Origin of the sequence: Rhizobium sp. S96 (assembly GCF_030382195.1) — a bacterium.
Classification (GTDB): Bacteria; Pseudomonadota; Alphaproteobacteria; order Rhizobiales; family Rhizobiaceae; genus Rhizobium.
Genome location: NZ_JAUDRY010000004.1, coordinates 434,554 through 454,671, shown reverse-complemented (window position 1 = coordinate 454,671; position 20,118 = coordinate 434,554). Strand labels below are relative to the sequence as shown.

The following is a 20,118-nucleotide window of genomic DNA, read 5'->3' as shown; positions in this document are numbered from 1 at the left end:
AAACTTGTGGGCGAAAAGATAGCGGCCGCCAGATGGCGGCCACTATCGTGCTTTGGCGTGTTGCCGCTCAGGGCAGCGTGTAGGCAATCACGTAGTCGCCCGGCTTGGTCCCGATCGAGCCATGGCCGCCTGCGACCATGACAACATACTGCTTGTTGTCGCTGGTCGTGTAGGTCATCGGTGTTGCCTGGCCGCCGGCCGGCAGGCGGGCCTGCCAGAGCTGCTTGCCGTTGGTCACGTCGTAGGCGCGCAGGTAGTTGTCGACGGCGGCACCGAGGAAGGCGACGCCGCCCTTGGTGAGCATCGGGCCGCCAATGCCCGGAACGCCCACCTTGAAGGGCAGCGGCAACGGCGTCATGTCATGGACGGTGCCGTTCTTGAGCTTGTAGGCGATCTTGCCGGTCCTTAGGTCGACGCCGGTGACATAACCCCATGGCGGTGCCTGGCAGGGAATGTTCAGCGGTCCCAGGAACGGTCCCATGAAGACCCCGTAAGGCGCGCCGTCGTTGCGGTTCAGGCCCTGTTCGCTGCCTTTCTCATCCTGTCCCTTCGGCGGGATGTCGGCGGTCGGGACCAGCCGCGAAGTGAAGGCAAGATAGGTCGGCATGGCGAACATGATCTGGCGCTCGGGGTCGACAGCCACGCTACCCCAGTTGAAGGTGCCGAAGTTGCCGGGATAGATGATCGAGCCGACAAGCGACGGCGGTGTGTAGCGCCCTTCGTACTTGTAACGGTGGAACTGGATGCGGCAAGCGAGCTGATCGAACAGCGACACGCCCCACATGTCCTTTTCCTGTAGCGGTGGCGGCGAGAAGGTGAGGTCGGAAATCGGCTGTGTAGGCGACGTATGGTCCTCCGGGATCGCGCCACCCGGGGCAGGGATTTCCTTGAACGGAATGATCGGCTCGCCGGTCCCCCTATCAAGCACGTAGATGTCGCCCTGCTTGGTCGGGGCGACAAGCGCCGGGACCACCGTGCCATCGGCCTTCTTCATGTCGAAGAGGACCGGCTGGGCGGGCACGTCCATGTCCCAGAGGTCGTGGTGAACGAACTGCTGGACCCACTTCATCTGTCCGGTATTGAGGTCGAGCGCGACGACCGACGACGAGAACTTTTCGACATTGGCGCTTCGGTTCATGCCGAGCTGGTCCGGCACCTGGTTGCCGAGCGGGATGTAGACCATGCCCAGCCCGTCATCGACGCTGAAGACCGACCAGCTGTTGGGCGAGTTCGTGGTGTATGTCTGTCCTTCGGGCAGTGGCGTCGTCACATCGGGATTGCCCGAGTCCCAGTTCCAGATCAGCGCGCCGGAATTGATATCGAAGGCACGGATGACGCCGGATTGCTCATGCGTGGAGTAGTTGTCGTTGACCGCTCCGCCGATGATCAGCTTGCCGGCAACCGCGACCGGTGGCGAGGTCGAATAGTAGTAGCCGGCCGGATTGTACTTCATGCCCTTTTCGAGATGCAGCACGCCTTGGTCCGCGAAGCTCGTGCACACTTTGCCGTCCATGGCATCAAGCGCGATCAGGCGGGCGTCCGACGTCGGAAGGTAGACGCGGTCGACGCAAGGCTGGCCGCCGGCCGTTGCCGTATCGTGGTAATAGGTGACGCCACGGCAGGTCTGGTGCTGCCGATCCGGGTTCATGCCGGAGTTGGCATCGTACTTCCATTTCTCCTTGCCGGTCTTGGCGTCGAGCGCGATGGCCCAGTTGTGCGGCGTGCACAGGTACAGCGTGTCGCCGATCTTCAGCGGGGTGACCTGATAGGTCGTTTCGCCGACATCGTCAGGCCGCTTCACGTCGCCGGTCTGGTAGCGCCAAGCTTCCTGCAGATCCTTGACGTTGCTGACGGTGATCTGATCGAGCGGTGAATAGCGCTGGCCGAACGGCGTGCGTCCATATTGGTGCCATTCGCCATCGGGAACGGTGCCGCCGAAGGCCTGTGTACCCGCGACATCGGTCGGCAACGCTCCGGTCTGGTCGTGCGGATTGGTGGTCATCGAGTAACCGGCCACCACGATGGCGGCGAGAACCGGTATGGCCAGCGGCCACGCGTTCGCTCCGTAGGAGGTTCCGGTCGGGCTGACAAAGCCGAGCGACCTGCGGATGACACGCGTCAACAGCCACAGCCCGAACAGGATGATCAGGCCGCCGCGCGGGCCGAGCTGCCACCAGTCGAAACCGACTTCCCAGATCGCCCAGACCAGCGAAACGACGACGAGCGCCGCATAGACCCAAAGGGCCGCAGGCTTGCGCATCAGGAGCAGGATGGCCGTCAGCAGGAACATGACGCCGGCGAAGAGATAGAAGACGCTCCCGCCGAGTATCACGAGCCAGAGCCCGCCGCCGCCAAGAGCCAGTCCGATGAGAATGAGGAGTGTCGAAGTAATGACGATTGCCATTATGAATTTCTCCCGCTGAATGTTCGGGTAGGACCGCGCGGGAAAAATGTCCGCTAATCAGCGAGATAGAGCGAGCGCAGTGGCTTTCAACCGCGACCGGAAGCACCACGGAGCGTCAGGTGTTCTAGGTGCCGCAGAAGGTTTCCACCACGCGTTCTTCCGGCTTCGGCGGTTCCATATAGGCAGCAAATGCCGGCTGGTCCTCGTATGGTCTGGCAAGCACCGTGAGCAGCGCCTCGAACAGCGAGAAGTCGGCGTCCTCGATCGCGGCTGCAATCGCCTGCTCGATGCGGTGGTTGCGCGGAATGAAGGCGGGGTTCACGCGCAACATGGCCGCACTTCGCTGCGCGGCAGGCTCCATCTCGCGCTCCAAGCGCTGTCGCCAACGCTCGAGCCATGCTCGTGCAGCATCGGGATCTCGGAAGCTGGCGAGGAAGGCCGGCTCTGCGCTGTCATCGGCCGCTAGATGCGACAGACGGCGGAAGGCAAGCGTGAAATCGGCCTGCTGGGTCTGCATGAGGGCTAGAAACGACTGCACGAGATCCAGATCGCCGTCCTCGACGGACGCGAGGCCGATTTTCTCGCGCATCCCGCCAAGCCAATGGGTCTGGAAGCGCTCTCCGTAATTGCCGATCACGACATTGGCGGCCTCGACCGCCTTTTCAGTGTCGGCATCGATTAGCGGCAGAAGCGTCTCGCCAAGCCTTGCCAGGTTCCATTGCCCGATGCCAGGCTGGTTGGCATAGGCATAGCGGCCCTGCTGGTCGATCGAGGAAAAGACGGTCGCGGGATCGTAGACATCCATGAAGGCGCAGGGGCCGAAATCGATCGTCTCGCCTGACACGGTCATATTGTCGGTATTCATGACGCCATGGATGAAGCCGACATGCAGCCACTTCGCAATCAGCGCTGCCTGCCGCTCGCACACCGCCTCGAACAAGGCAACATATGGATTGCCCGCGTCGCGCAGCTCTGGATAGTGCCGGTCGATGACATAATCGGCGAGCGCCCTGACGCCATCGACGTCCCCGCGCGCGGTGAAGAACTGGAAGGTGCCGACCCTGACATGGCTGGCGGCGACACGGGTGAAAACGGCACCGGGCAGGATGCTCTCGCGATAGACAGGCTGTCCGGTCGAAACCGCGGCAAGCGCCCGCGTCGCGGGCACGCCCAGCGCATACATGGCTTCGCTGACGATATACTCGCGAAGCACGGGCCCGAGCGCCGCGCGCCCATCGCCCCGGCGCGAAAACGGCGTCTGTCCCGCGCCCTTCAACTGGATGTCGCGGCGCTGGCCGTTCCGGTCAACGACTTCGCCAAGCAGGATCGCTCGTCCGTCGCCGAGTTGCGGCACGAAGCCCCCGAACTGATGGCCGGCATAGGCCATGGCCAGCGGATCAGCGCCGTCCGGCAGCATGTTGCCCGAAAAGATCTCCGCGCCATCGCGCCTGAGGAGGGCCACGTCGAGCCCAAGCTCCTCCGCGAGCGGTTCATTGAGCTTGATAAGCCACGGCTCGGCGGCCTGCGATGGCGTCTGGCGCGCGAAGAAATGCTGCGGCAACCGCGCGTAGCTGTTGTCAAAAGGAAAAGCTGCGCTGTCGCGCATGTCTTCGAGGGTCTGGCTCATGATCCATAGGTAGTGCCCGACGCCGATTGCTGCAAGCCGGATGGTCTTCGCCACGTCGCCAAACATGCGGGAACATTCGTTTCCAGGCGGTGATGCGACCCATACCATCAGCTCACACCAGACTTGCCAGAAAAGCATAACGCCGCCACATTTGCGGGCGTATACAGAAAGGCAATCCCCCTTTGGCATCATGCCATATCATACCGCGGCCATCGCTTCCGCGCCGGCCCGCGCCATTGCGAGTGATCCCAGACGATGTCGGATCAGATCTATCAGGCGGCTGCCATCGGGCGTCGCCAGCCTAATTTCCGCGTGATTGCAATGATCGTTGCGAGCGCCATGTTCATGGAACAGCTCGATGCGACCGTTTTGGCCACAGCGCTGCCCACCATGGCCCGCGATTTCGGTGTCAGTGCGCCGTCGATGAGTATCGCGCTGACCTCCTACCTGCTCAGTCTTGCGATCTTCATTCCGGCAAGCGGGCTGATCGCCGATCGCTTCGGGTCGCGCACGGTCTTCCGTTCGGCCATCGCCGTCTTCATTGCGGGTTCGATCTTCTGCGCGCTGTCGCCCAACCTTCTCTGTCTGGTGCTGGCTCGTCTGCTCCAGGGTCTCGGCGGCGCTATGATGCTGCCGGTCGGTCGCCTCGTGCTGCTGCGCAGCGTCGATCGCAAGGACATGGTCAACGCCATGTCATGGTTGCTGGTGCCCGCCCTGATCGGCCCGATCCTCGGGCCGCCGGTGGGCGGTCTTATCGTCACCTATCTCGACTGGCGCTGGATCTTCTACATCAACGTGCCGATCGGCATCATCGGCTTCACCCTGGTCTCGATCTTCATCGAGGATTTCAAGGGCAAGGCGTCGGGACGGTTCGACACCATCGGCTTCATTCTCTCCGGCATCGCGCTCGGCTCTCTGCTGTTCGGCTTCGAGACGTCGAGCCGACCGGGAGAGGGAAGCTTTTCGCTGTTCCTGATTGCCGTCGGCGTGCTGTTCGGCATCGCCTATCTCAAGCATGCCCGCCACCATCCGTCGCCGATCATGGATTTCTCGCTGATGAAGGTGCCGAGCTTCGGCACCTCGGTGATCGCCGGCTCGCTCACCCGCATCACGCAGGGCGCGCAGCCCTTCTTGCTGCCGCTCTATTTCCAGCTCGGCTTCGGCCTCTCGGCCGCCAAGGCCGGCCAGCTCGTCACCGCGGCTGCTCTCGGCTCCATGGCGATGAAGGCGTTTGCGCCACGCGTGTTGCGTCGCTTCGGCTTCCGCAACGCGCTGGTCGCAAACGGCGTCATCGCAACGGTCGGCTATGCGCTGTGCGCCGCCTTCCGCCCCGATTGGCCCCTCGGCTTGATCTTCGCGATCCTCGTCATGTGCGGCTTCTTCATGTCGTTCCAGTTCACGGCCTACAACACGGTTGCCTATGACGAGATCGATCGTGACCGGATGAGCTCGGCGACGAGTTTCTACACGACCTTCCAGCAGCTGATGCTGTCGCTTGGCATCTGTGTCGGCGCGCTGGCGCTGCACACGTCCATGTCGTTCAACGGCAGCGAGACCCCGCAGCTCCACGACTTCTCAGCCGCCTTCCTCTTCGTCACCGCGATCTCGATCACGGCGACCTTCTGGAACCTGCGCTTCTCCCGCACAGCCGGTGCCGATATCAGCGGCCACCGCGGCGAGAAGCCCGCGCACGCCGAGCATTGACCATTCATGCCCGCGCCGGTGCGGGCATGCAGGCCTCGCAGATTGCCGCGACATGGCGGTGATCGGTGCCGCAACAGCCGCCGACGATGCGCACCTGCGGCATCTCCTGCATCAGCTCGCGATATCGCTGTCCGAGGTCGGCGGGGTCCCCCGCATCCAGCTCCTCGCTCTCGTCAAGTTCCGCGTGGCTCATGCGTGAGGCATTGGCGCGCAAGCCGTAGATCCGCTTAACCCAGCCGCTGCGGTGGTCAAGAGCATCGGCAAAATGCGAGGGGTGAGCGCAGTTGATCATGTAATAGGCCGGCGATGCGTCGGTCGCCGCATCCGTGGTCTCGATCGCATCCTGCATGCTGCGCCCGGTCACCAGCCTGCCGTCCGTCTCGACCGTAAACGAGATCGCGCAGGGCATGCCTCTTGCTGCGGCCGCCCGCGCGACGCCGATCGCCTCGTCGATATTGGTCAGCGTAAATGCCGTCACCATGTCGGCTTGGCTCTCCGCGAAGCTGCCAATCTGGATGCCGTGATAGTCCTCGCTCTCCGCCGCATTCATGTTGCCGGCCCTGTAGCCGTCACCGCGCGGTCCGATCGCGCCGCTGAGGACGATCGGCCGGTCCGGCTGCTCGTGTTTTGCGCGCAGCTCGGCCAGCAGATCGATGCCTGCAACGTTTGCCGCGTGCAATGCTTCACGCGTGTAATGAAGCTTTTCGCCCCAATCCGGATTGGCGCGCCATGTCGGGGTGTCGAGGATGAAACCGGCGCCGTGTCTGCGGGCAATGTCGAGATAGCGGCGATAGTACGCCCTCAACCGGTCGCGTCCCTCTTCCGAGGCGAGCATGACGAAGGACGCAAAGTGGGGAAGCTGCAGGCCGTCGTGGAAAATGAAGGTTGTCTCCATGCCGCCATCGGTCACGAAGAGGCCGCCATCGAGTTGCGGCAAGCAGTGTCGGTAGGTCGCCATCGGATCTCTCCCGTGCCAAACCAAAGGAATGCTGCACCGCGAGATTGATTGTTAAGTTTGTTCTAAAATAGGCAGCAGGCGCACTCAGCGCGCTTCCATCGCCGCGGCCATTCCGGCGAGCTTGCGCACCGTGTTCATGTTGCGGGCGGTGCCGGGTTTGAGGGCGGCGAGCTTGAGCTTGGATCTGCCGGCACCGATAGGGAAGTGGACATAGATCTCGCGGCCAGCCACGACCGCTTCCTCGCCATCAGCCGCGACCATTCCGTCCAGAGCGTTGCTGGGCGCAGCCTCCGGCAGGAAGCTGACAAGAAGATAGTTCGGCTTGGCGTCGGGGAAGGGCGCATTGGCGACGATGATGTCCAGCTCCTTCCTGCTGCGGAGCATGATGCCCGGCTTCTTGCCAAGCGCCTTTCCGAGAGCCTCGTCGAGCCGACGCTCGACATCGGCAGCGCCAAGATCGGAGCGGAACAGCACGTTGCCGCTTTGGATAAACGTCGTGACGTCTGCGAAGCCGGGAGCTTCGCAGATCGCCTTCAGCTCCGCCATCGGCAGCTTGCCGGTACCGCCGACATTGATGGCCCGCAGCAGTGCCACATAGACAGTCACAGGCTGCTCCCGCTCATCGGCCTACATCTTGCCCGCAACCTTGATCGCAAATGCGTATTCAAACGCGATCTCCTCCAGTCGCTGGAAGCGTCCCGAAGCGCCGCCGTGGCCGGCATCCATGTTGGTCTTCAACAGGATCGGTGCCGAGCCGGTGGTCTTTTCGCGCAGACGCGCCACCCACTTTGCCGGCTCCCAATAGGTGACGCGCGGATCGGTGAGGCCGCCAAGCGCCAGGATCGGCGGATAGGCCTTCGCGCCGACATTGTCGTAGGGCGAGTAGGCGGCGATCTGTTCGTACTCTTCCTTGCTGTCGATCGGGTTGCCCCACTCCGGCCATTCCGGTGGCGTCAGCGGCAGCGTATCGTCGAGCATGGTGTTCAGCACGTCGACGAATGGAACAGCGGCGATGACCCCGGCGAACTTCTCGGGCGCCATGTTGGAGATTGCGCCCATCAGCATGCCGCCGGCGGAGCCGCCCTCGGCGATGATGTTTGCGTAGGACGTGAACTTCTGTTGATTCAGATAGTCCGCCGCGGCAATGAAGTCCTTGAAGGTGTTGGTCTTCTTTTCCATCTTACCGTCTTCGTACCAGGCAAAGCCCTTGTCCTTGCCGCCGCGGATATGGGCGATGGCATAGACGAAGCCGCGATCGACCAGCGACAGGCAATTGGTGTTGAAGCTGGCAGGGATCGTGACGCCATAGGCACCGTAGCCATAGAGCAGGCACGGTGCGGAACCGTCGAGCGGGGTCTCCTTGCGATAGAGCAGCGTGACGGGAACCTCGACGCCATCCCAGCCGGGTGCGAAGACGCGGCGTGTGACATAGTCGTCGGGATTGTGGCCCGATGGGACTTCCTGCGTCTTCAGGAGCGTGCGCTCGCGCGTCACCATGTTGTAGTCGTAGAGCTGCGAGGGCGTCGTCATCGAGGAATAGGAGAAGCGGATGACGTCGCTGTCATATTCCGCCGCACCCTGCAGGCCGAGCGAGTAGGCCTCTTCCGCAAAGCCGATCGCGTGTTCTTCGCCGGTCCGGCGGTCCCGGATCATGATCTGCGGCAGGCCGTCCTTGCGCTCCAGCCAGAGCAGGTGCCGTGCATAGGCCATGTGGCTGATGATCAGCGTGCCAGGCTTGTGCGGCACGACCTCGCGCCAATTGGCCTTCTCCGGCGCGTCAACCGGAGTCTCCATGATCTTGAAATCTTTCGCACCGCCATCGTTGGTGAGGATATAGAAGACATCCCCGCCTTCGGTCATCGAATATTCGACGCCATCCTCGCGAGCCGCAACGAGCTTGGGCTCCGCGGTGAGGTCCTTGGTCGAGAGCAGCCGATATTCGCTGGTCTCGTGGTCGTGGATATCGATGTAGATGACGTCGTCGAGCAGCGAGCCGCCGACCCCCATGAAGAAGCCGGCATCCTCTTCCTCGTAGACCAGCCGGTCCTCAGATTGCGGCGTGCCGACGATGTGATGAAACACCTTCGACGGGCGGTGGTTCTCATCCAGCGCGGAATAGAAGAAGCTCTTGCCGTCGGGCGCCCAGACGCCGCCGCCGCCGGTGTTCTCGATCACATCGGCCAGATCCTCGCCGGTGGCGAGATCGCGGACCTTCAGCGTGTAGAATTCCGATCCCTTGTCGTCATATCCCCAGATGCCGCGATTGTGATCGGTCGAATGATCGATTCCTGCGAGGCGGAAATAGGCCTTGCCGGCCGCTTCCTTGTCGCCGTCGAGAAGCACGGTGCGGATCGTCTCATCCTTGACGTCGCCATCGCGAGGGATGCGGAAATAGCGCGGCTGCTCGCCGCCGGTGACGAAGAAGGTGCCGTAGGCATAGGCACCATCCTTCATCGGTACGGAGCTGTCGTCTTCCTTGATACGGCCGCGCATCTCGGCAAACAGCGTCTTCTGCAGCGGCTTGGTGTCTTCCATCGCAGCATTCATGTAGGCGTTTTCCGCCTCGAGATGCTTGCGAATTTCAGGGTCGAGGATCGACGGATCCTTGAACATCGCCTGCCAGTTGTCGGCCCGCAGCCAGGCGTAATCGTCGGTGCGGGTAATGCCGTGGCGCGTATCGGAAAGCGGCTTCTTGGGCGCGACGGGCGGGGCAGGCAGGTTTTTGAAGGCGGACAAGGAAATGCTCCGGGTCGGAATGACAGGTGGGCAAGAGATAGAGGCCCACAGGCCCCGGATCAAGCTCGGAAGGCTGCTTGCTGGGCCAGCCTGTGAAAAGCGAAGGACTGCTCACGTTGCCTTGATGTCACCACATTGTTTAAGAAAGTCCGCTACCGTCGCGCGGAATTCGGATATCGTTCGGCTCGGTCCCAAGCGGGCGGGCGATGGCGAAATTCCCGAACGTGCATGCAAAGGAATTCCACATAATGCCAAAACGTATCGTGCTGCTCCTGTCGGCTCTAAGCCTTGCCGCTCCTGCCTTCGCAGTAGATCCCGCCATCAAGAAGCAGCTCGAGAAACTGGACCCCGCCACGCGGCTCGAACAGAGCTGCGATACAGAGGCGATGAGCCGAATCAATAAGGATCCCTCCGGCTACAAGCCCGACAAGGTGATTGCCTACACCTTCAAGGATCCGGTCGCAGGCGACGACAAGCTGGAAGCACCGGGCGCCGTTTTCCGCAGCAAGGGCGACTGGTATCATCTGTCCTACACCTGCATCACCGGCCCGCAGCACATGAATGTACGTGATCTGCAGTACTCGATCGGCGACAAGGTCCCGCGCGAGAAGTGGACCAAGTATTACCTCTACGATTGAGGCGGCAGCGGGTGCCGCCGGGCGGTCGCAGCGGCATCAGACCACATGTCGCGCCTTCGCGCGATGCGTTAACAAGTCGTCAAACATTCAACGGCATCTCTTTGATATGAATCGCACTCTTCTCGTTCCGGCGCTGTTGTTCGCCTCCGTTTCCATCGCCTCTGCAACGAGCGTGGCAACGACGGCGCAGCCGCCTGTTACCCTGAAGGGGGCCGCGTCTCCGAGGCTGGTCGAGCCACACCTGCGCATCGCCCGCTCGAACGTGAAAGGGCATGCTCGCATCGCCCTGACCTTCGATGCCTGCATGGGCAAGGCCGACGACCGCATCCTGTCGGTGCTCGTCAGCGAGCGGATCCCGGCCACGATCTTCGTCACCGCCCGCTGGCTGAAGCACAATCCGCAGGCGCTCGAAATCTTTCTGAAGAACCCTGACCTCTTCGAACTGGAAAACCACGGACAGAACCACGTTCCCGCCGTCGACAAGCCGGTCTCGATCTATGGGATCGCCGCCGCCGGCTCCCCTGAGGCAGTCCGGCAGGAGGTCCAGGGCGGCGCGGACGCGATGCTCGCTGCCGGTATTGCCGCGCCCCGCTGGTTCCGCGGCTCGACCGCCAAGTACGATCTGTCCTCGATCGAGCAGATCCGCGCCATGGGCTATCGCATTGCCGGCTATTCCGTGAACGGCGATGGCGGCTCGCTGCTTGGTGCTGCGGTGACGGAAAAGCGGATCTCGTTAGCCAAGGACGGCGATGTGGTGATCTCCCACATCAACCAGCCGACCCACGCAGCCGGCGAAGGCGTCGCCAAGGCGATCCTCGACCTCAAGGCCAAGGGCACTGAGTTCGTTAGACTAGAGGATGTCGACGACACCGGCGACGACCAGACGACGGAATAGCCTCGTCAGTTGAACAGGGTCTCGCGTCGATCCTGCACGGGGCGGCCGGCACCGAAGCCGGGGCCATCCCGGTCCAGCGCGAAATCGTCGAACCAATCCCTGTAACCACCACTGATCATCGCGCCGATCATCTGAGCGGCGAGATAGGAGAAGGTGATGCCGTTGCCGCCATAGCCGTAGGCGGCATAGACGCGGGGCAGAGACGGAACCGGGCCGATCAGCGGCAAACCGTCGGCGGTCTCCCCAAACGTCCCGCACCAGGCGTTTGCCACGCGCGTATCCGCTCTCGGCCAGAGCCGCTTCATCTTTTCCCGGATCGCCATGATCTTCTGCGGCAGCTTCGCATCCCGCATCTCAGGATCGACGGTATCGTCATCCTCGCCACCGGCAACGATGCGGCCGTCGGCCGTCGTGCGCATGTAGAGGTAGGGGTGGCTGTCTTCCCAGATCAGGGCCTGATCACGCCAGAGCGTTGCCGGATCCTGCGGCACGGTGGCCAGCGCCCAGCTCGAGGTCGTGCGATGCAGCTTCGACATTTCGATCCCGGGCATCGTATAGCCGGTCGCCAGCACCGCGGCCTTCCCTTCGATCACGAATGACCGGTCGGTCTCGGCCGTCACGCGGCCGCCTTCGCTGGTCAGCCGTGTAACGGAGGCGTTGACCAGGCGTGCCTGCTGCTTCACCGCCATGTCGAGCAGGCTCCAGGTCAGGAGCAGAGGGTCGGCCTCGGCCGCGCCGCGAGAAAGAATGCCGGCATCGCGATCGAGCTCGAATTGGGTGAAGAGATCGCAATGCTCCAGATAGGTGCTCGGCAGTCCTGCACGCCGGCGCAACTCGACTTCCCGCATCAGGTCACCGGCGCCCTCGCTGTTGCTGGTGAGGAACAGCGATTGGCGTGGCCGGAAATAGCAGGGAATGCGGTGCGCCGTGATGAGTTTGGCAAGACCGGCGACCGAGCCGGCACTGCGCCGGTAGATGCCGATAGCGCGCTCGTGTCCGTAGAAATGCTCGAGCTCGGTCAGCGTCCGGTCGATCTCCCACTGCAACAGCGCAGTGCTTGCCGCGGTGCTGCCGAGCCCCGGCTCCTCGCGATCAACAATCGCGACGGAAAGGCCGCGCTCCGACAGGTGCTGAGCCGTCAACGCGCCGGTGATGCCACCGCCGACGATCAAGACGTCGACCTTGAGATTGTCTGCAAGTGGTTGGTAGGCTGGCCTGACGCCGGCATGGCCCCAAAGGCATGCGCCGCTCGTCAGACGATCGTGGCTGGACTCTTTCAGATCAACTTCGGCCATCGTACGCTTCTTACCTCAATCATTTCGGCAATTGCGGCTGCACTTTTTCTTCGATGAAGAGTTCATCGATGATGGTCATTACGATCAGCGATAGTGGTAGAGCCAACATAGCACCGACTGCGCCCCACATCCAAGTCCAGAAGAGAATCGCGATAAAGACCACGAAAGGATTGATTTCCAGCCGTCGTCCCATCACCGCGGGGAAGATCAGGTTTTCCATCACAAGGTGCACGCAGAAGAAGGCCGCAGCCGGGATCAGACCGATCAGCACGCCGTCATGCGTCAGGATGCCGGCGATGGCGACTGCCAGCGTCATCATGGTGATCCCGAGATAGGGCACGAAGCTCGACAGGAACGCGAAGAACCCCCACAGAACCGGCGAGGAGAGGCCACCGACATAGGCGATGACCATCATCGTTACGCCAAGGCAGACATAAATCAGCGATGCTGTGGCGAAATAGAAGCCGAGCGCCTGCTCGACGCCATTGATGACGCGGATGGCGGCAAGCCGCTGGGGCCTGGTCTTGAAAACCATGATGATCGATTTGCGCAGGTTGACGCGGCCCGCCAGAAACAGAAGCAGCGCTGCGAAGAAGATCAGCGCCTGGACGAGGGCGGGCGTCAGGTTGGCGGTGATGAGATGCAGGATGTTGCCGGTGTTCTCGAGCAGCTTGTCGCTGGACATCGGGCCGCTCTGGAAGGTCTCCGGCGTGATGTGCAGCCACTTGATGCGCTCCAGGTAGGGAAGCAGCCGCTCCATCGTCTTCTCGGCGAAGGCGGGGCCGTCACTGGCAAGGGTCGCCAGCGGCCCGGCCAGCGAATTGGCGAGCAGGAAGAGGATCAGCGCGACGCTGGACGACAGCAGCACCGCATTGGTGATGCGTGGCACGCCGAGCTTGCTGAGCTTCTCCGCCAGGATGCCGAGTATCATGCCGACGACGATGGCAAGCGTGAGCGGAATGAGGATCAGCGCCATCATGTAGACGCCCGCCAGAGCAAGGATGCCGAAAATGCCGATGATCGCCCAGGCCGTGACGATATCGAGGCCGTCCTTTTCCACGCGGCGCACCGGAGCCTGGGGCATCAGGTCGGTCGCCTCCTGCATGGTGCGTGCCCATGTGCTGACGTGCCGTTCGCCGATCTTGTTGGCCTGTTTGCGTATCCCGTTGGCGATGCCCATCGTGAAAGATCCCCGGAAGCCCGATGCTTCGAGCGCAAAACGCGGATTGTTGAATTGGGTTCCTTGGAGTGCAGAAGATAAATGCCGCGATCTTGCCGCATCCTGCGTGCAAGGTGAGCAAATGTTCGGCGGGGGAGCAGGGCCGCTTCTCGGTACGCCCGGAGAGGACGAGAGACTGCGGCCCTGCCTGCTTCGTTCGTCGCGCGCGACCAGCTAGGTGGCCGCGCTCTCACACGCGATCGCCTCTGGTTCCCGCACCCTGCGGCCGAGGAAGAGGACGACGACGATGGCCGTCACGATCGTAATTGCCGTCAAAAGCAGGAGGAGGGTGGCAAAAGCCTGCCCGTATCCCTGCACCAGCCCGTCATGGCCGATGGCTGGCATGCTTGCGACAGCGGCCTTCAGGTCTCCGGTGACCAGCTGCTGGGCCGCACTGGTTGCGTTGCCTTCCGTGCCAAGGTTCGAGCGGATGAGGGCGGAGAGAACAGCGCTGACGATGGCCAGCGCCACGCCTTCCCCGGCAACCCGTGTCGTGCTGAAAATCCCGGTCGCCATGCCCGCCCGCTCCTTGGGAACGACGGAGACGGCGAGCCCATCCATCAACCCCCACGGCAGGCTGATTCCGACGCCGATCGTCAGGAGTGGCGCGATCAACAGCGCCGGTTGCGCGGCCGCCTGCATATTCGAGAGCCAGAAGAGCCCGCCCGCCGAGATCACGAGCCCGGCGCCACAGATGGTGGCCGGGCTGAACCAGCGCGTCAGCAATCCCGCGACGATCGGCAGGACGAGAAGCGGCGACGACAGCGCAATCATCATCTTGCCGGCCGCAACTTCGCTCATGCCGTCGATGCCGACGAAACGCACCGGCAGCAGGATGAGCAGGACGACGAAGGCATAGGCAGGTGCGGCCGCCAGCAACTGCACGCCAACGAATCGTGGATAGCGGAACAGCGACAGATCGAGCATCGGTCGCCTTACAGTGCGCTCGATGACGCAGAAGGCAATCAGCAGCAGAGCCGACGCGGCCAGCAGGCCAAGGACGGCGGGGTTCTGCCAGCCACGTTCAGGCGCCAGCAGCACCCCGTAGGTGAACAGCGTGAGCGCCAGCGTAAAGCTGATGGCGCCCAGCCAGTCGAGGCCGGATGCCGCCGGATCGCGGGTCTCATGCAGGAACAAGGCGCCGAGGACAAAGGCGATCGTGCCGAGCGCGAAGACCAGCGCAAAGATGGCCGGCCAGCCGAAAGTCTCCACCATGAAGCCGGAGGCGATGGGGCCGAATGCCAGCCCGACCCCGAAGCTCGATCCGACGATACTGAAGGCACGCATGCGGGCATTGCCGTCGAACTCCTGGGCAAGCGACGCCATGCCGCCCGAGAAGGCAGCCGCAGCGCCCAGCCCCTGCAGCGCCCGCAGGATGTCGAACCAGACGATGTCGGTGGAGAAGGCAAGGGCAGCTGAAAACAGAAGGAACGCAGCGAGCCCACACAAGAATATGCGTTTGCGCCCATAGCTGTCGGCCAGCGCGCCGGCGGCCATCAGGCTGCTTCCAAAGGTGAGCATGAAGGCGTTGGTCACCCAGTTGAGGGCGATCGGGCTCCCGCCGAGATCCCGGGCGATCGATGGAAGGGCAACTGCGGGGCCGGTAAATGTCAGCGGCATCGCGGCCGCGGCACAGCAGACGCCGATCAGCGCCAGCGTCTTGGTCCCCGCCTTCGCGGGGCGTGTCTTGTCGGGTCTTTTCATGAGGTTTCCGCCTGGTTGAAAATGACGTGCGCGCGGACGGGCAGAGTCGAAACCCTGGAACTCGCGGCCAAGACAAGATAAATTTGCAGGAGTGATTGCATAAGATAGTGATCTTTCCGCCCATTGCGGAAAGAAACGATCGAATAAGGAGTGGCAATGGACCAGTTGAACGGCTTGGCCGCCTTCGTCAGGACAGCCGATCTCGGAAGCTTCGTTGCAGCCGGCCGGGTGCTGGGTCTGTCCGCTTCGGCTGTCGGCAAGGCGGTGACGACGCTTGAGCGACAGCTCGGCGTACGACTGTTCCAGCGCTCGACGAGGAGCATCAGGCTGACCGAGGAGGGCCGTCTGTTCCACGAACGCTGCCGGCGCGTTCTCGACGATCTCGAAGACGCACAGGCCTCGCTGGCCGAAGCCGTGGCGACACCGCGGGGGCGCCTGCGTCTCAGCGTGCGGCTGGTTAGCTATCATCTGCTGCTGCCGGTCCTGCCGGCGTTCATACGGCTCTATCCCGAGGTCGAACTCGATCTCGACTTCAACGATCGCATCGTCGATCTGATCGAGGAGGGCGTCGATGTGGCGATCCGCAGCGGCAACCTGCCGGATTCCCGGCTGATGTCGCGGGCGCTGCGGCCGTTCCAGATGCTGTTGTGCGCCTCGCCCGCCTATCTCGCGGAGCATGGCGTACCGGAGACGCCGCAGGATCTCTGCGGTCATCTCGGGATACGCTTCCGGTTTCCCAACAGCGGCAAGATCCAGAACTGGCCCTTGACCTTGCCTGCAGGTGCTCCGGAGCTTGCGGTCCGCACATCGATGGTCTGCAACAACATGGAGGCCTTGCGGGGAGCGACGCTGAGCGGTCTCGGAATCGGCTGCATGCCTGATTTTCTCGCCCGCAGCCCGCTCGCCGAAGGGACACTCAGCACCGTGCTCGGCGACCATATCGACGGCCCCGGGCAATTCCACCTGCTTTGGCCGTCGAACCGGCATCTCTCGCCGAAGGTGCGCGTTCTGGTCGACTTCCTGACGGAGACGCTGTTTGCCGACAGGTGCGACAGCCCCGCCACAACGACAAACGCCCACCGTTCGGTGGGCGCTGCCGGATGATTGCGAGGCTGAGAGTTAGGCCGTTAGCGTCAGGCCGATGCCCCATGGATCTTTCAGGAACACGCCACGGTCGCGCTTCTCGCTCTTGATTTCGAGTTCGTCGAGCTTGGCGACTGCCTTGTCGAGCGCCGCTGTATCGTTGAAACGAAGGGCATAGTCGGACAGTCCGGTCATGCCGTCGGCGCGGGTGCCGGCGCCGCGGCTGTTCCAGATATTGGCGGCAACATGGTGGTGGTAGTCGCCGGTGGCAAAGAAGCTGGCGCCGGGGTAGCGCGCCATCAGCTTCAGGCCGAGCACGTCGCGGTAGAAGGTATCTGCTTCCGGAATATTTCCAACCTGCAGATGGATATGGCCGATCGCCGTGCCGTCCGCCATGCCGTTCCACGCATCCTGTGGCGCGCTGTTGTAGAGCGCCTGGAGATCGAGACGGAGCGTCGCCATTTCAACCTGGCCGTCCTGATGGAACTTCCACTGCTCGTGCGGCCGGTCGGCATAGATCTCGATGCCGTTGCCTTCCGGGTCGGAGAGATAGATTGCTTCGCTGACGAGGTGGTCGGAAGCGCCCTCGAGCACGACATTGTTATGCGCCGCATGGCGCAGCCAGCGAGCAAGTTCCGTACGGTTGGGCATCAGGAAGGCGGTGTGGAACAGGCCTGCGGCATTGCGCGGCGCCGTGCGGATGTCCTTGCCTGTCGTCAGCGTCAGCAGCGGCGTGCCATCGACGCCGAGAACTTCGCCACTGGCTGTCTTCTCGATGACCTTGAGGCCCAGCATCGATTGATAGAAGCTGGACACCTGCGCCAGGTCAGTGACGACAAGATGCGAGTGGTCGACATAGGCAGGGCGCGTCAGCGCATAGGAAGTCTCGGTGGTCGTCATGCGGATATCTCCTGCCTGTGAAAGAGTAGGCGTACCGGCGGTGGCAGCGAGCGCGCTGCCTGTAGCGATGCCAAGGAATTTTCGCCGATCCATTGCTTCTGAGCTCCCCTTGGCCGCTGTACTTGATCCCGTATATGGCGGATTTCCATCGTTCACAAAAGATCCCGTTTTGGCGATGAAGCGTTCGACGATCGTTGACGGTCCGCGGCGTGGGGGACTTGATCTTGATCAAAGCGCCTTATCTTCTTTCTGAGAAGATCGCGACAGCAAGGTCAGGCGCGACAGGAGGGCCGGAGTGTACAAGAAGATCATCGTAGCCATTGAAATCGGGGCACTGGCGGATGGAGAAGCAACGTTCCGCAAAGCGGCGACATTGCTCGACACGGGAGGGGAAATCATCCTCCTGAACGTGGTCGAGGATATCCCGACCTATGTCGCCGTCGACCTTCCCGTGGAGCTCGTCGAAAGCGCTGCGGCCGACGCACGCACCAAGCTGGAGGCTCTTATCGTCACGACCGGGATTCCCGCCAGCCTGCAGATCAGTCACGGCCGTCCGGCCAGCGGCATCCTCGCCGCAGCCGAAGCCAACCATGCCGATCTGATCATCCTCGCATCGCACATTCCCGATATTAGCAATTACTTCATCGGCGCGACTGCCGACCGGGTGGTGCGCCACGCGAAATGTTCGGTGCTGGTCGACAGGCAGCGCCGGGCGACAGCGGCATAAGGGAGGCAAGCCTATGAGTGACATGCAGGCATACGAGAAGATTTTGGTTGATCGTCAGCGGGAGCTGCAATCGCGCCTGAGCCGGATTGATGTCGATCTCGGCCGGCTCAAGGAGCAGGACAGCGATGATCGCGCGACCGAGATGGAAAACGATGAAGTGCTGGAGGGGCTCGGCCAGGCCGGTCAGGAAGAGTTGCGCGCCATTGCCGCGGCCCTGACCCGGATTGCCAACGGCACCTACGGCACATGCGCCAATTGCGGTCTGCCCATTTCCAAAGAGCGTCTCGCCGCCGTACCCTATGCGCCGCTCTGCGAAGAGTGCATGCCGCACTCGTAGGCCTGCGCAGCCGCGCGCCTCCTCACGAAGATGTATCACGACCGCAAAGCTGTTGTATTGCGCGCAAGCCGCTGAAGTGACACCATCAGCCGACCGAAAGAGGGCGTTCCGGCATGACGGAGTTCAACGGTATACGCTGGGCTTATGACAAGTACGAACTGATCGCGGATGGCATCGTCCACGGTATCGGTCTTGCTTTTGCTCTGGTCGGCGCCACCGCCCTGATCTTCTATGCGACCGTCTGGAGTTCGCATGGAGAGCTCGCGGCGGCGTGGATATATGCCGTCGGCCTTGTCCTCACGATCGGCATTTCGTTTTCCTATAACGCTTGGCCGGTATCGCGAACAAAGTGGTTCCTGCGGCGGCTCGATCACTCGTCGATCTTCATCCTGATCGCCGCCACTTACACGCCCTTCCTCCAGCGCGGCGCCGACAATCCGCTGCTGTTCGGCATGCTGATCGGCATCTGGGTCGTCGCCGCGGTCGGCGTGTTCCTGAAATGCGCTTTCCCCGGCCGCTACGACAAGCTGGCGATCCTTCTCTACCTCGCAATGGGTTGGAGCGGTGTGATGGTGGCCGGGCCAGTCGCCGAGCGCATTCCCTTTGCGTCCATGCTGCTGATCGTTATCGGCGGAATTATCTATTCGCTCGGCGTGATCTTCCACGTATGGGAAAGGCTGCGCTTTCAGAACGCGATCTGGCACGGCTTCGTCGTTGCCGCGGCCGCGGTGCATTATTCGGCGGTCTTCACCTGTCTCAGCATGGGCGCGTCAGGGCTCTGATCAGCCACAGCGCGGCGGTGCCGCCAGTGTCTTCACCATATGCGCGACGATCGGATCGTACTGCGTCAGTGCGGCTTTCGGGTAATCGAGCGTGAAGTACCCGATGGCGTCGTGACAGAGCGCAATCGCCCGGACATAGAGAATGCGATCCTTGCGGGAGCCGGAATAGCTTGCCCAGGTCTTTGACGACTTGTTGTAGCCGATCGCCCAGCCATCCTGCTTGTCCATCGCGACGCGGCTTTTGACCTCGGCTGCGAAATCGTCTTCCATCCTGTTTGCGCCGAAGACCCGCAGTTCGGCTTTTCCGTCCTTCGACGTCAGCGTCATACCGTCGCCGTTGTCGGCTTCGGCCGTAACCTTGAAGTCTCCCGGAAGGTCGATCGCGTAGCCGAACCGGGCGTTGGCATAAGGGCGCCAGTCGTCCGCCAGCGCCGGCGTTGCGGCCAAACACAGCAGTAGGATGAAGCGGTTGATCATCGGGCGGCTCCTTGGTCGCGAGGGAGCCTAGCGCATCGCGGCGATTATTTCAGCCTGTCTTGCTCAAGGTCACGACATAGCGGCAGTGGGCGGTGCTGCGGTTGCGGAATTCGCAGTCGGCCGCCGGCCCGAGCAGCAGGCAGTCGCCGGCCCCGAGATTGTGCACGATGCCGCCCTCCGTGAAGGTGAGTTCGCCCTCAACCACCCAGATACATTGCCTCAGGAAGACAAAAGAGGATGCCGGATAGGCCACGGAAGCGCCGGCGGGAAGATCGATTTCCACGATATCGAACGGACTGCCGCTTGCCGGGGAAACGTGACGGCGCGTATAGCCGGTCTCGGGATCGGTCCAGACCTGCTGGTCCGCCCGCCGGGCAAGCCGTTCGCTGCCGGCTTCGGCGCGGGCGATCAGCGCCGAGACGGTCAGGCTGAAGGCGCCGCAGAGTTTTCCGAGCAGCGACGCCGTCGGGCTGCTCTCGCCGCGCTCGATCTTGTGGATCATAGCGCGCGACACGCTCGATCGGTCTGCGAGATCACTGAGGGACCATCCGCGTATTTCCCGCTCGGCGCGGACGCGTTCCCCTAGACAGCGGTCAAAGTCATTTGATATAGTGGACATATTGAAACAATAG

The 20,118-nt window shown here is 62.6% G+C and carries 18 protein-coding genes; 7 read left to right on the top strand and 11 right to left on the bottom strand.

Going from position 1 to position 20,118, the window contains the following annotated elements; translation table 11 throughout:
- Window positions 1–67 precede the first annotated feature (67 nt).
- Together QTL94_RS07100 and QTL94_RS07095 are read right to left on the bottom strand one after the other, a co-directional pair.
- A complete protein-coding gene (locus QTL94_RS07100; protein WP_289801041.1) occupies window positions 68–2,404 on the bottom strand; it encodes a glucose/quinate/shikimate family membrane-bound PQQ-dependent dehydrogenase in 2,337 nt (778 codons plus the stop codon).
- Between the two features lie 124 nt (window positions 2,405–2,528).
- Complete coding sequence (locus tag QTL94_RS07095) at window positions 2,529–4,031, bottom strand: protein adenylyltransferase SelO (protein ID WP_289801067.1); 1,503 nt, start codon at window positions 4,029–4,031, stop codon at window positions 2,529–2,531.
- Window positions 4,032–4,286: 255 nt separating this feature from the next.
- Here QTL94_RS07095 and QTL94_RS07090 point away from each other — a divergent pair, with 255 nt between their 5' ends.
- Complete coding sequence (locus QTL94_RS07090) at window positions 4,287–5,735, top strand: DHA2 family efflux MFS transporter permease subunit (protein WP_289801040.1); 1,449 nt, start codon at window positions 4,287–4,289, stop codon at window positions 5,733–5,735.
- A gap of 4 nt (window positions 5,736–5,739) precedes the next feature.
- Here the strand turns inward: QTL94_RS07090 and QTL94_RS07085 are convergent, their stop codons facing one another.
- From QTL94_RS07085 to QTL94_RS07075, 3 genes are all read right to left on the bottom strand, one after another.
- The gene (locus QTL94_RS07085) at window positions 5,740–6,693 is read right to left on the bottom strand and encodes a homocysteine S-methyltransferase family protein (protein WP_289801039.1); all 954 of its coding nucleotides are present in this window, start codon (window positions 6,691–6,693) and stop codon (window positions 5,740–5,742) included.
- Window positions 6,694–6,777: 84 nt separating this feature from the next.
- On the bottom strand, window positions 6,778–7,299 hold the full coding sequence (locus QTL94_RS07080; RefSeq protein WP_289801038.1) for a DUF1697 domain-containing protein: 522 nt from the start codon (window positions 7,297–7,299) through the stop codon (window positions 6,778–6,780).
- A 21-nt stretch (window positions 7,300–7,320) separates the two neighbouring features.
- Window positions 7,321–9,429 (bottom strand): S9 family peptidase, encoded by a 2,109-nt coding sequence (locus QTL94_RS07075; RefSeq protein ID WP_289801037.1) that lies wholly within the window; start codon window positions 9,427–9,429, stop codon window positions 7,321–7,323.
- Between the two features lie 248 nt (window positions 9,430–9,677).
- Here QTL94_RS07075 and QTL94_RS07070 point away from each other — a divergent pair, with 248 nt between their 5' ends.
- Together QTL94_RS07070 and QTL94_RS07065 are read left to right on the top strand one after the other, a co-directional pair.
- Window positions 9,678–10,067, top strand: coding sequence for a DUF930 domain-containing protein (locus QTL94_RS07070; RefSeq protein WP_065690260.1), 390 nt, complete (start codon window positions 9,678–9,680; stop codon window positions 10,065–10,067).
- A gap of 106 nt (window positions 10,068–10,173) precedes the next feature.
- A complete protein-coding gene (locus QTL94_RS07065; protein WP_289801036.1) occupies window positions 10,174–10,962 on the top strand; it encodes a polysaccharide deacetylase family protein in 789 nt (262 codons plus the stop codon).
- Window positions 10,963–10,967: 5 nt separating this feature from the next.
- Here QTL94_RS07065 and QTL94_RS07060 read toward each other — a convergent pair whose 3' ends face one another.
- The 3 genes from QTL94_RS07060 to QTL94_RS07050 all read right to left on the bottom strand — a co-directional run bounded on the left by QTL94_RS07060 (window position 10,968) and on the right by QTL94_RS07050 (window position 15,180).
- Window positions 10,968–12,257, bottom strand: coding sequence for an NAD(P)/FAD-dependent oxidoreductase (locus QTL94_RS07060; protein WP_289801035.1), 1,290 nt, complete (start codon window positions 12,255–12,257; stop codon window positions 10,968–10,970).
- Window positions 12,258–12,276: 19 nt separating this feature from the next.
- Window positions 12,277–13,437, bottom strand: coding sequence for an AI-2E family transporter (locus tag QTL94_RS07055; RefSeq protein ID WP_289801034.1), 1,161 nt, complete (start codon window positions 13,435–13,437; stop codon window positions 12,277–12,279).
- Between the two features lie 213 nt (window positions 13,438–13,650).
- Window positions 13,651–15,180: an MFS transporter gene (locus QTL94_RS07050; RefSeq protein WP_289801033.1), complete on the bottom strand. Its 1,530-nt coding sequence runs from the start codon at window positions 15,178–15,180 to the stop codon at window positions 13,651–13,653.
- Between the two features lie 156 nt (window positions 15,181–15,336).
- Between QTL94_RS07050 and QTL94_RS07045 the strand changes: the two genes are divergently transcribed.
- On the top strand, window positions 15,337–16,284 hold the full coding sequence (locus tag QTL94_RS07045) for a LysR family transcriptional regulator (protein WP_289801032.1): 948 nt from the start codon (window positions 15,337–15,339) through the stop codon (window positions 16,282–16,284).
- 15 nt (window positions 16,285–16,299) lie between these two features.
- On the opposite strand, the gene QTL94_RS07040 is transcribed toward QTL94_RS07045, so the two are convergent.
- Window positions 16,300–17,256 (bottom strand): VOC family protein, encoded by a 957-nt coding sequence (locus QTL94_RS07040; RefSeq protein WP_289801031.1) that lies wholly within the window; start codon window positions 17,254–17,256, stop codon window positions 16,300–16,302.
- A 202-nt stretch (window positions 17,257–17,458) separates the two neighbouring features.
- Between QTL94_RS07040 and QTL94_RS07035 the strand changes: the two genes are divergently transcribed.
- The 3 genes from QTL94_RS07035 to trhA all read left to right on the top strand — a co-directional run bounded on the left by QTL94_RS07035 (window position 17,459) and on the right by trhA (window position 19,009).
- The gene (locus QTL94_RS07035) at window positions 17,459–17,890 is read left to right on the top strand and encodes a universal stress protein (RefSeq protein WP_065689872.1); all 432 of its coding nucleotides are present in this window, start codon (window positions 17,459–17,461) and stop codon (window positions 17,888–17,890) included.
- Window positions 17,891–17,903: 13 nt separating this feature from the next.
- Window positions 17,904–18,227, top strand: coding sequence for a TraR/DksA family transcriptional regulator (locus tag QTL94_RS07030; RefSeq protein WP_289801030.1), 324 nt, complete (start codon window positions 17,904–17,906; stop codon window positions 18,225–18,227).
- A 113-nt stretch (window positions 18,228–18,340) separates the two neighbouring features.
- A complete protein-coding gene (trhA, locus tag QTL94_RS07025; protein ID WP_065689874.1) occupies window positions 18,341–19,009 on the top strand; it encodes a PAQR family membrane homeostasis protein TrhA in 669 nt (222 codons plus the stop codon).
- Here the strand turns inward: trhA and QTL94_RS07020 are convergent, their stop codons facing one another.
- Window positions 19,010–19,486: a hypothetical protein gene (locus QTL94_RS07020; RefSeq protein WP_289801029.1), complete on the bottom strand. Its 477-nt coding sequence runs from the start codon at window positions 19,484–19,486 to the stop codon at window positions 19,010–19,012.
- Window positions 19,487–19,535: 49 nt separating this feature from the next.
- Window positions 19,536–20,105, bottom strand: a complete 570-nt coding sequence (locus QTL94_RS07015) for a helix-turn-helix domain-containing protein (protein ID WP_289801028.1) — start codon at window positions 20,103–20,105, stop codon at window positions 19,536–19,538.
- Window positions 20,106–20,118: the final 13 nt, after the last annotated feature.

What these genes read in the sequence shown, in the direction of transcription:
- QTL94_RS07065 (WP_289801036.1), top strand. Translation starts at nt 10,174, where the DNA reads ATGAATCGCACTCTTCTCGTTCCGGCGCTGTTGTTCGCCTCCGTTTCC.
- QTL94_RS07070 (WP_065690260.1), top strand. Translation starts at nt 9,678, where the DNA reads ATGCCAAAACGTATCGTGCTGCTCCTGTCGGCTCTAAGCCTTGCCGCT.
- QTL94_RS07100 (WP_289801041.1), bottom strand. Translation starts at nt 2,404, where the DNA reads ATGGCAATCGTCATTACTTCGACACTCCTCATTCTCATCGGACTGGCT.
- QTL94_RS07085 (WP_289801039.1), bottom strand. Translation starts at nt 6,693, where the DNA reads ATGGCGACCTACCGACACTGCTTGCCGCAACTCGATGGCGGCCTCTTC.
- QTL94_RS07090 (WP_289801040.1), top strand. Translation starts at nt 4,287, where the DNA reads ATGTCGGATCAGATCTATCAGGCGGCTGCCATCGGGCGTCGCCAGCCT.
- QTL94_RS07095 (WP_289801067.1), bottom strand. Translation starts at nt 4,031, where the DNA reads ATGAGCCAGACCCTCGAAGACATGCGCGACAGCGCAGCTTTTCCTTTT.
- QTL94_RS07050 (WP_289801033.1), bottom strand. Translation starts at nt 15,180, where the DNA reads ATGAAAAGACCCGACAAGACACGCCCCGCGAAGGCGGGGACCAAGACG.
- trhA (WP_065689874.1), top strand. Translation starts at nt 18,341, where the DNA reads ATGACGGAGTTCAACGGTATACGCTGGGCTTATGACAAGTACGAACTG.
- QTL94_RS07020 (WP_289801029.1), bottom strand. Translation starts at nt 19,486, where the DNA reads ATGATCAACCGCTTCATCCTACTGCTGTGTTTGGCCGCAACGCCGGCG.
- QTL94_RS07030 (WP_289801030.1), top strand. Translation starts at nt 17,904, where the DNA reads ATGAGTGACATGCAGGCATACGAGAAGATTTTGGTTGATCGTCAGCGG.
- QTL94_RS07015 (WP_289801028.1), bottom strand. Translation starts at nt 20,105, where the DNA reads ATGTCCACTATATCAAATGACTTTGACCGCTGTCTAGGGGAACGCGTC.
- QTL94_RS07055 (WP_289801034.1), bottom strand. Translation starts at nt 13,437, where the DNA reads ATGGGCATCGCCAACGGGATACGCAAACAGGCCAACAAGATCGGCGAA.
- QTL94_RS07060 (WP_289801035.1), bottom strand. Translation starts at nt 12,257, where the DNA reads ATGGCCGAAGTTGATCTGAAAGAGTCCAGCCACGATCGTCTGACGAGC.
- QTL94_RS07045 (WP_289801032.1), top strand. Translation starts at nt 15,337, where the DNA reads ATGGACCAGTTGAACGGCTTGGCCGCCTTCGTCAGGACAGCCGATCTC.
- QTL94_RS07040 (WP_289801031.1), bottom strand. Translation starts at nt 17,256, where the DNA reads ATGGATCGGCGAAAATTCCTTGGCATCGCTACAGGCAGCGCGCTCGCT.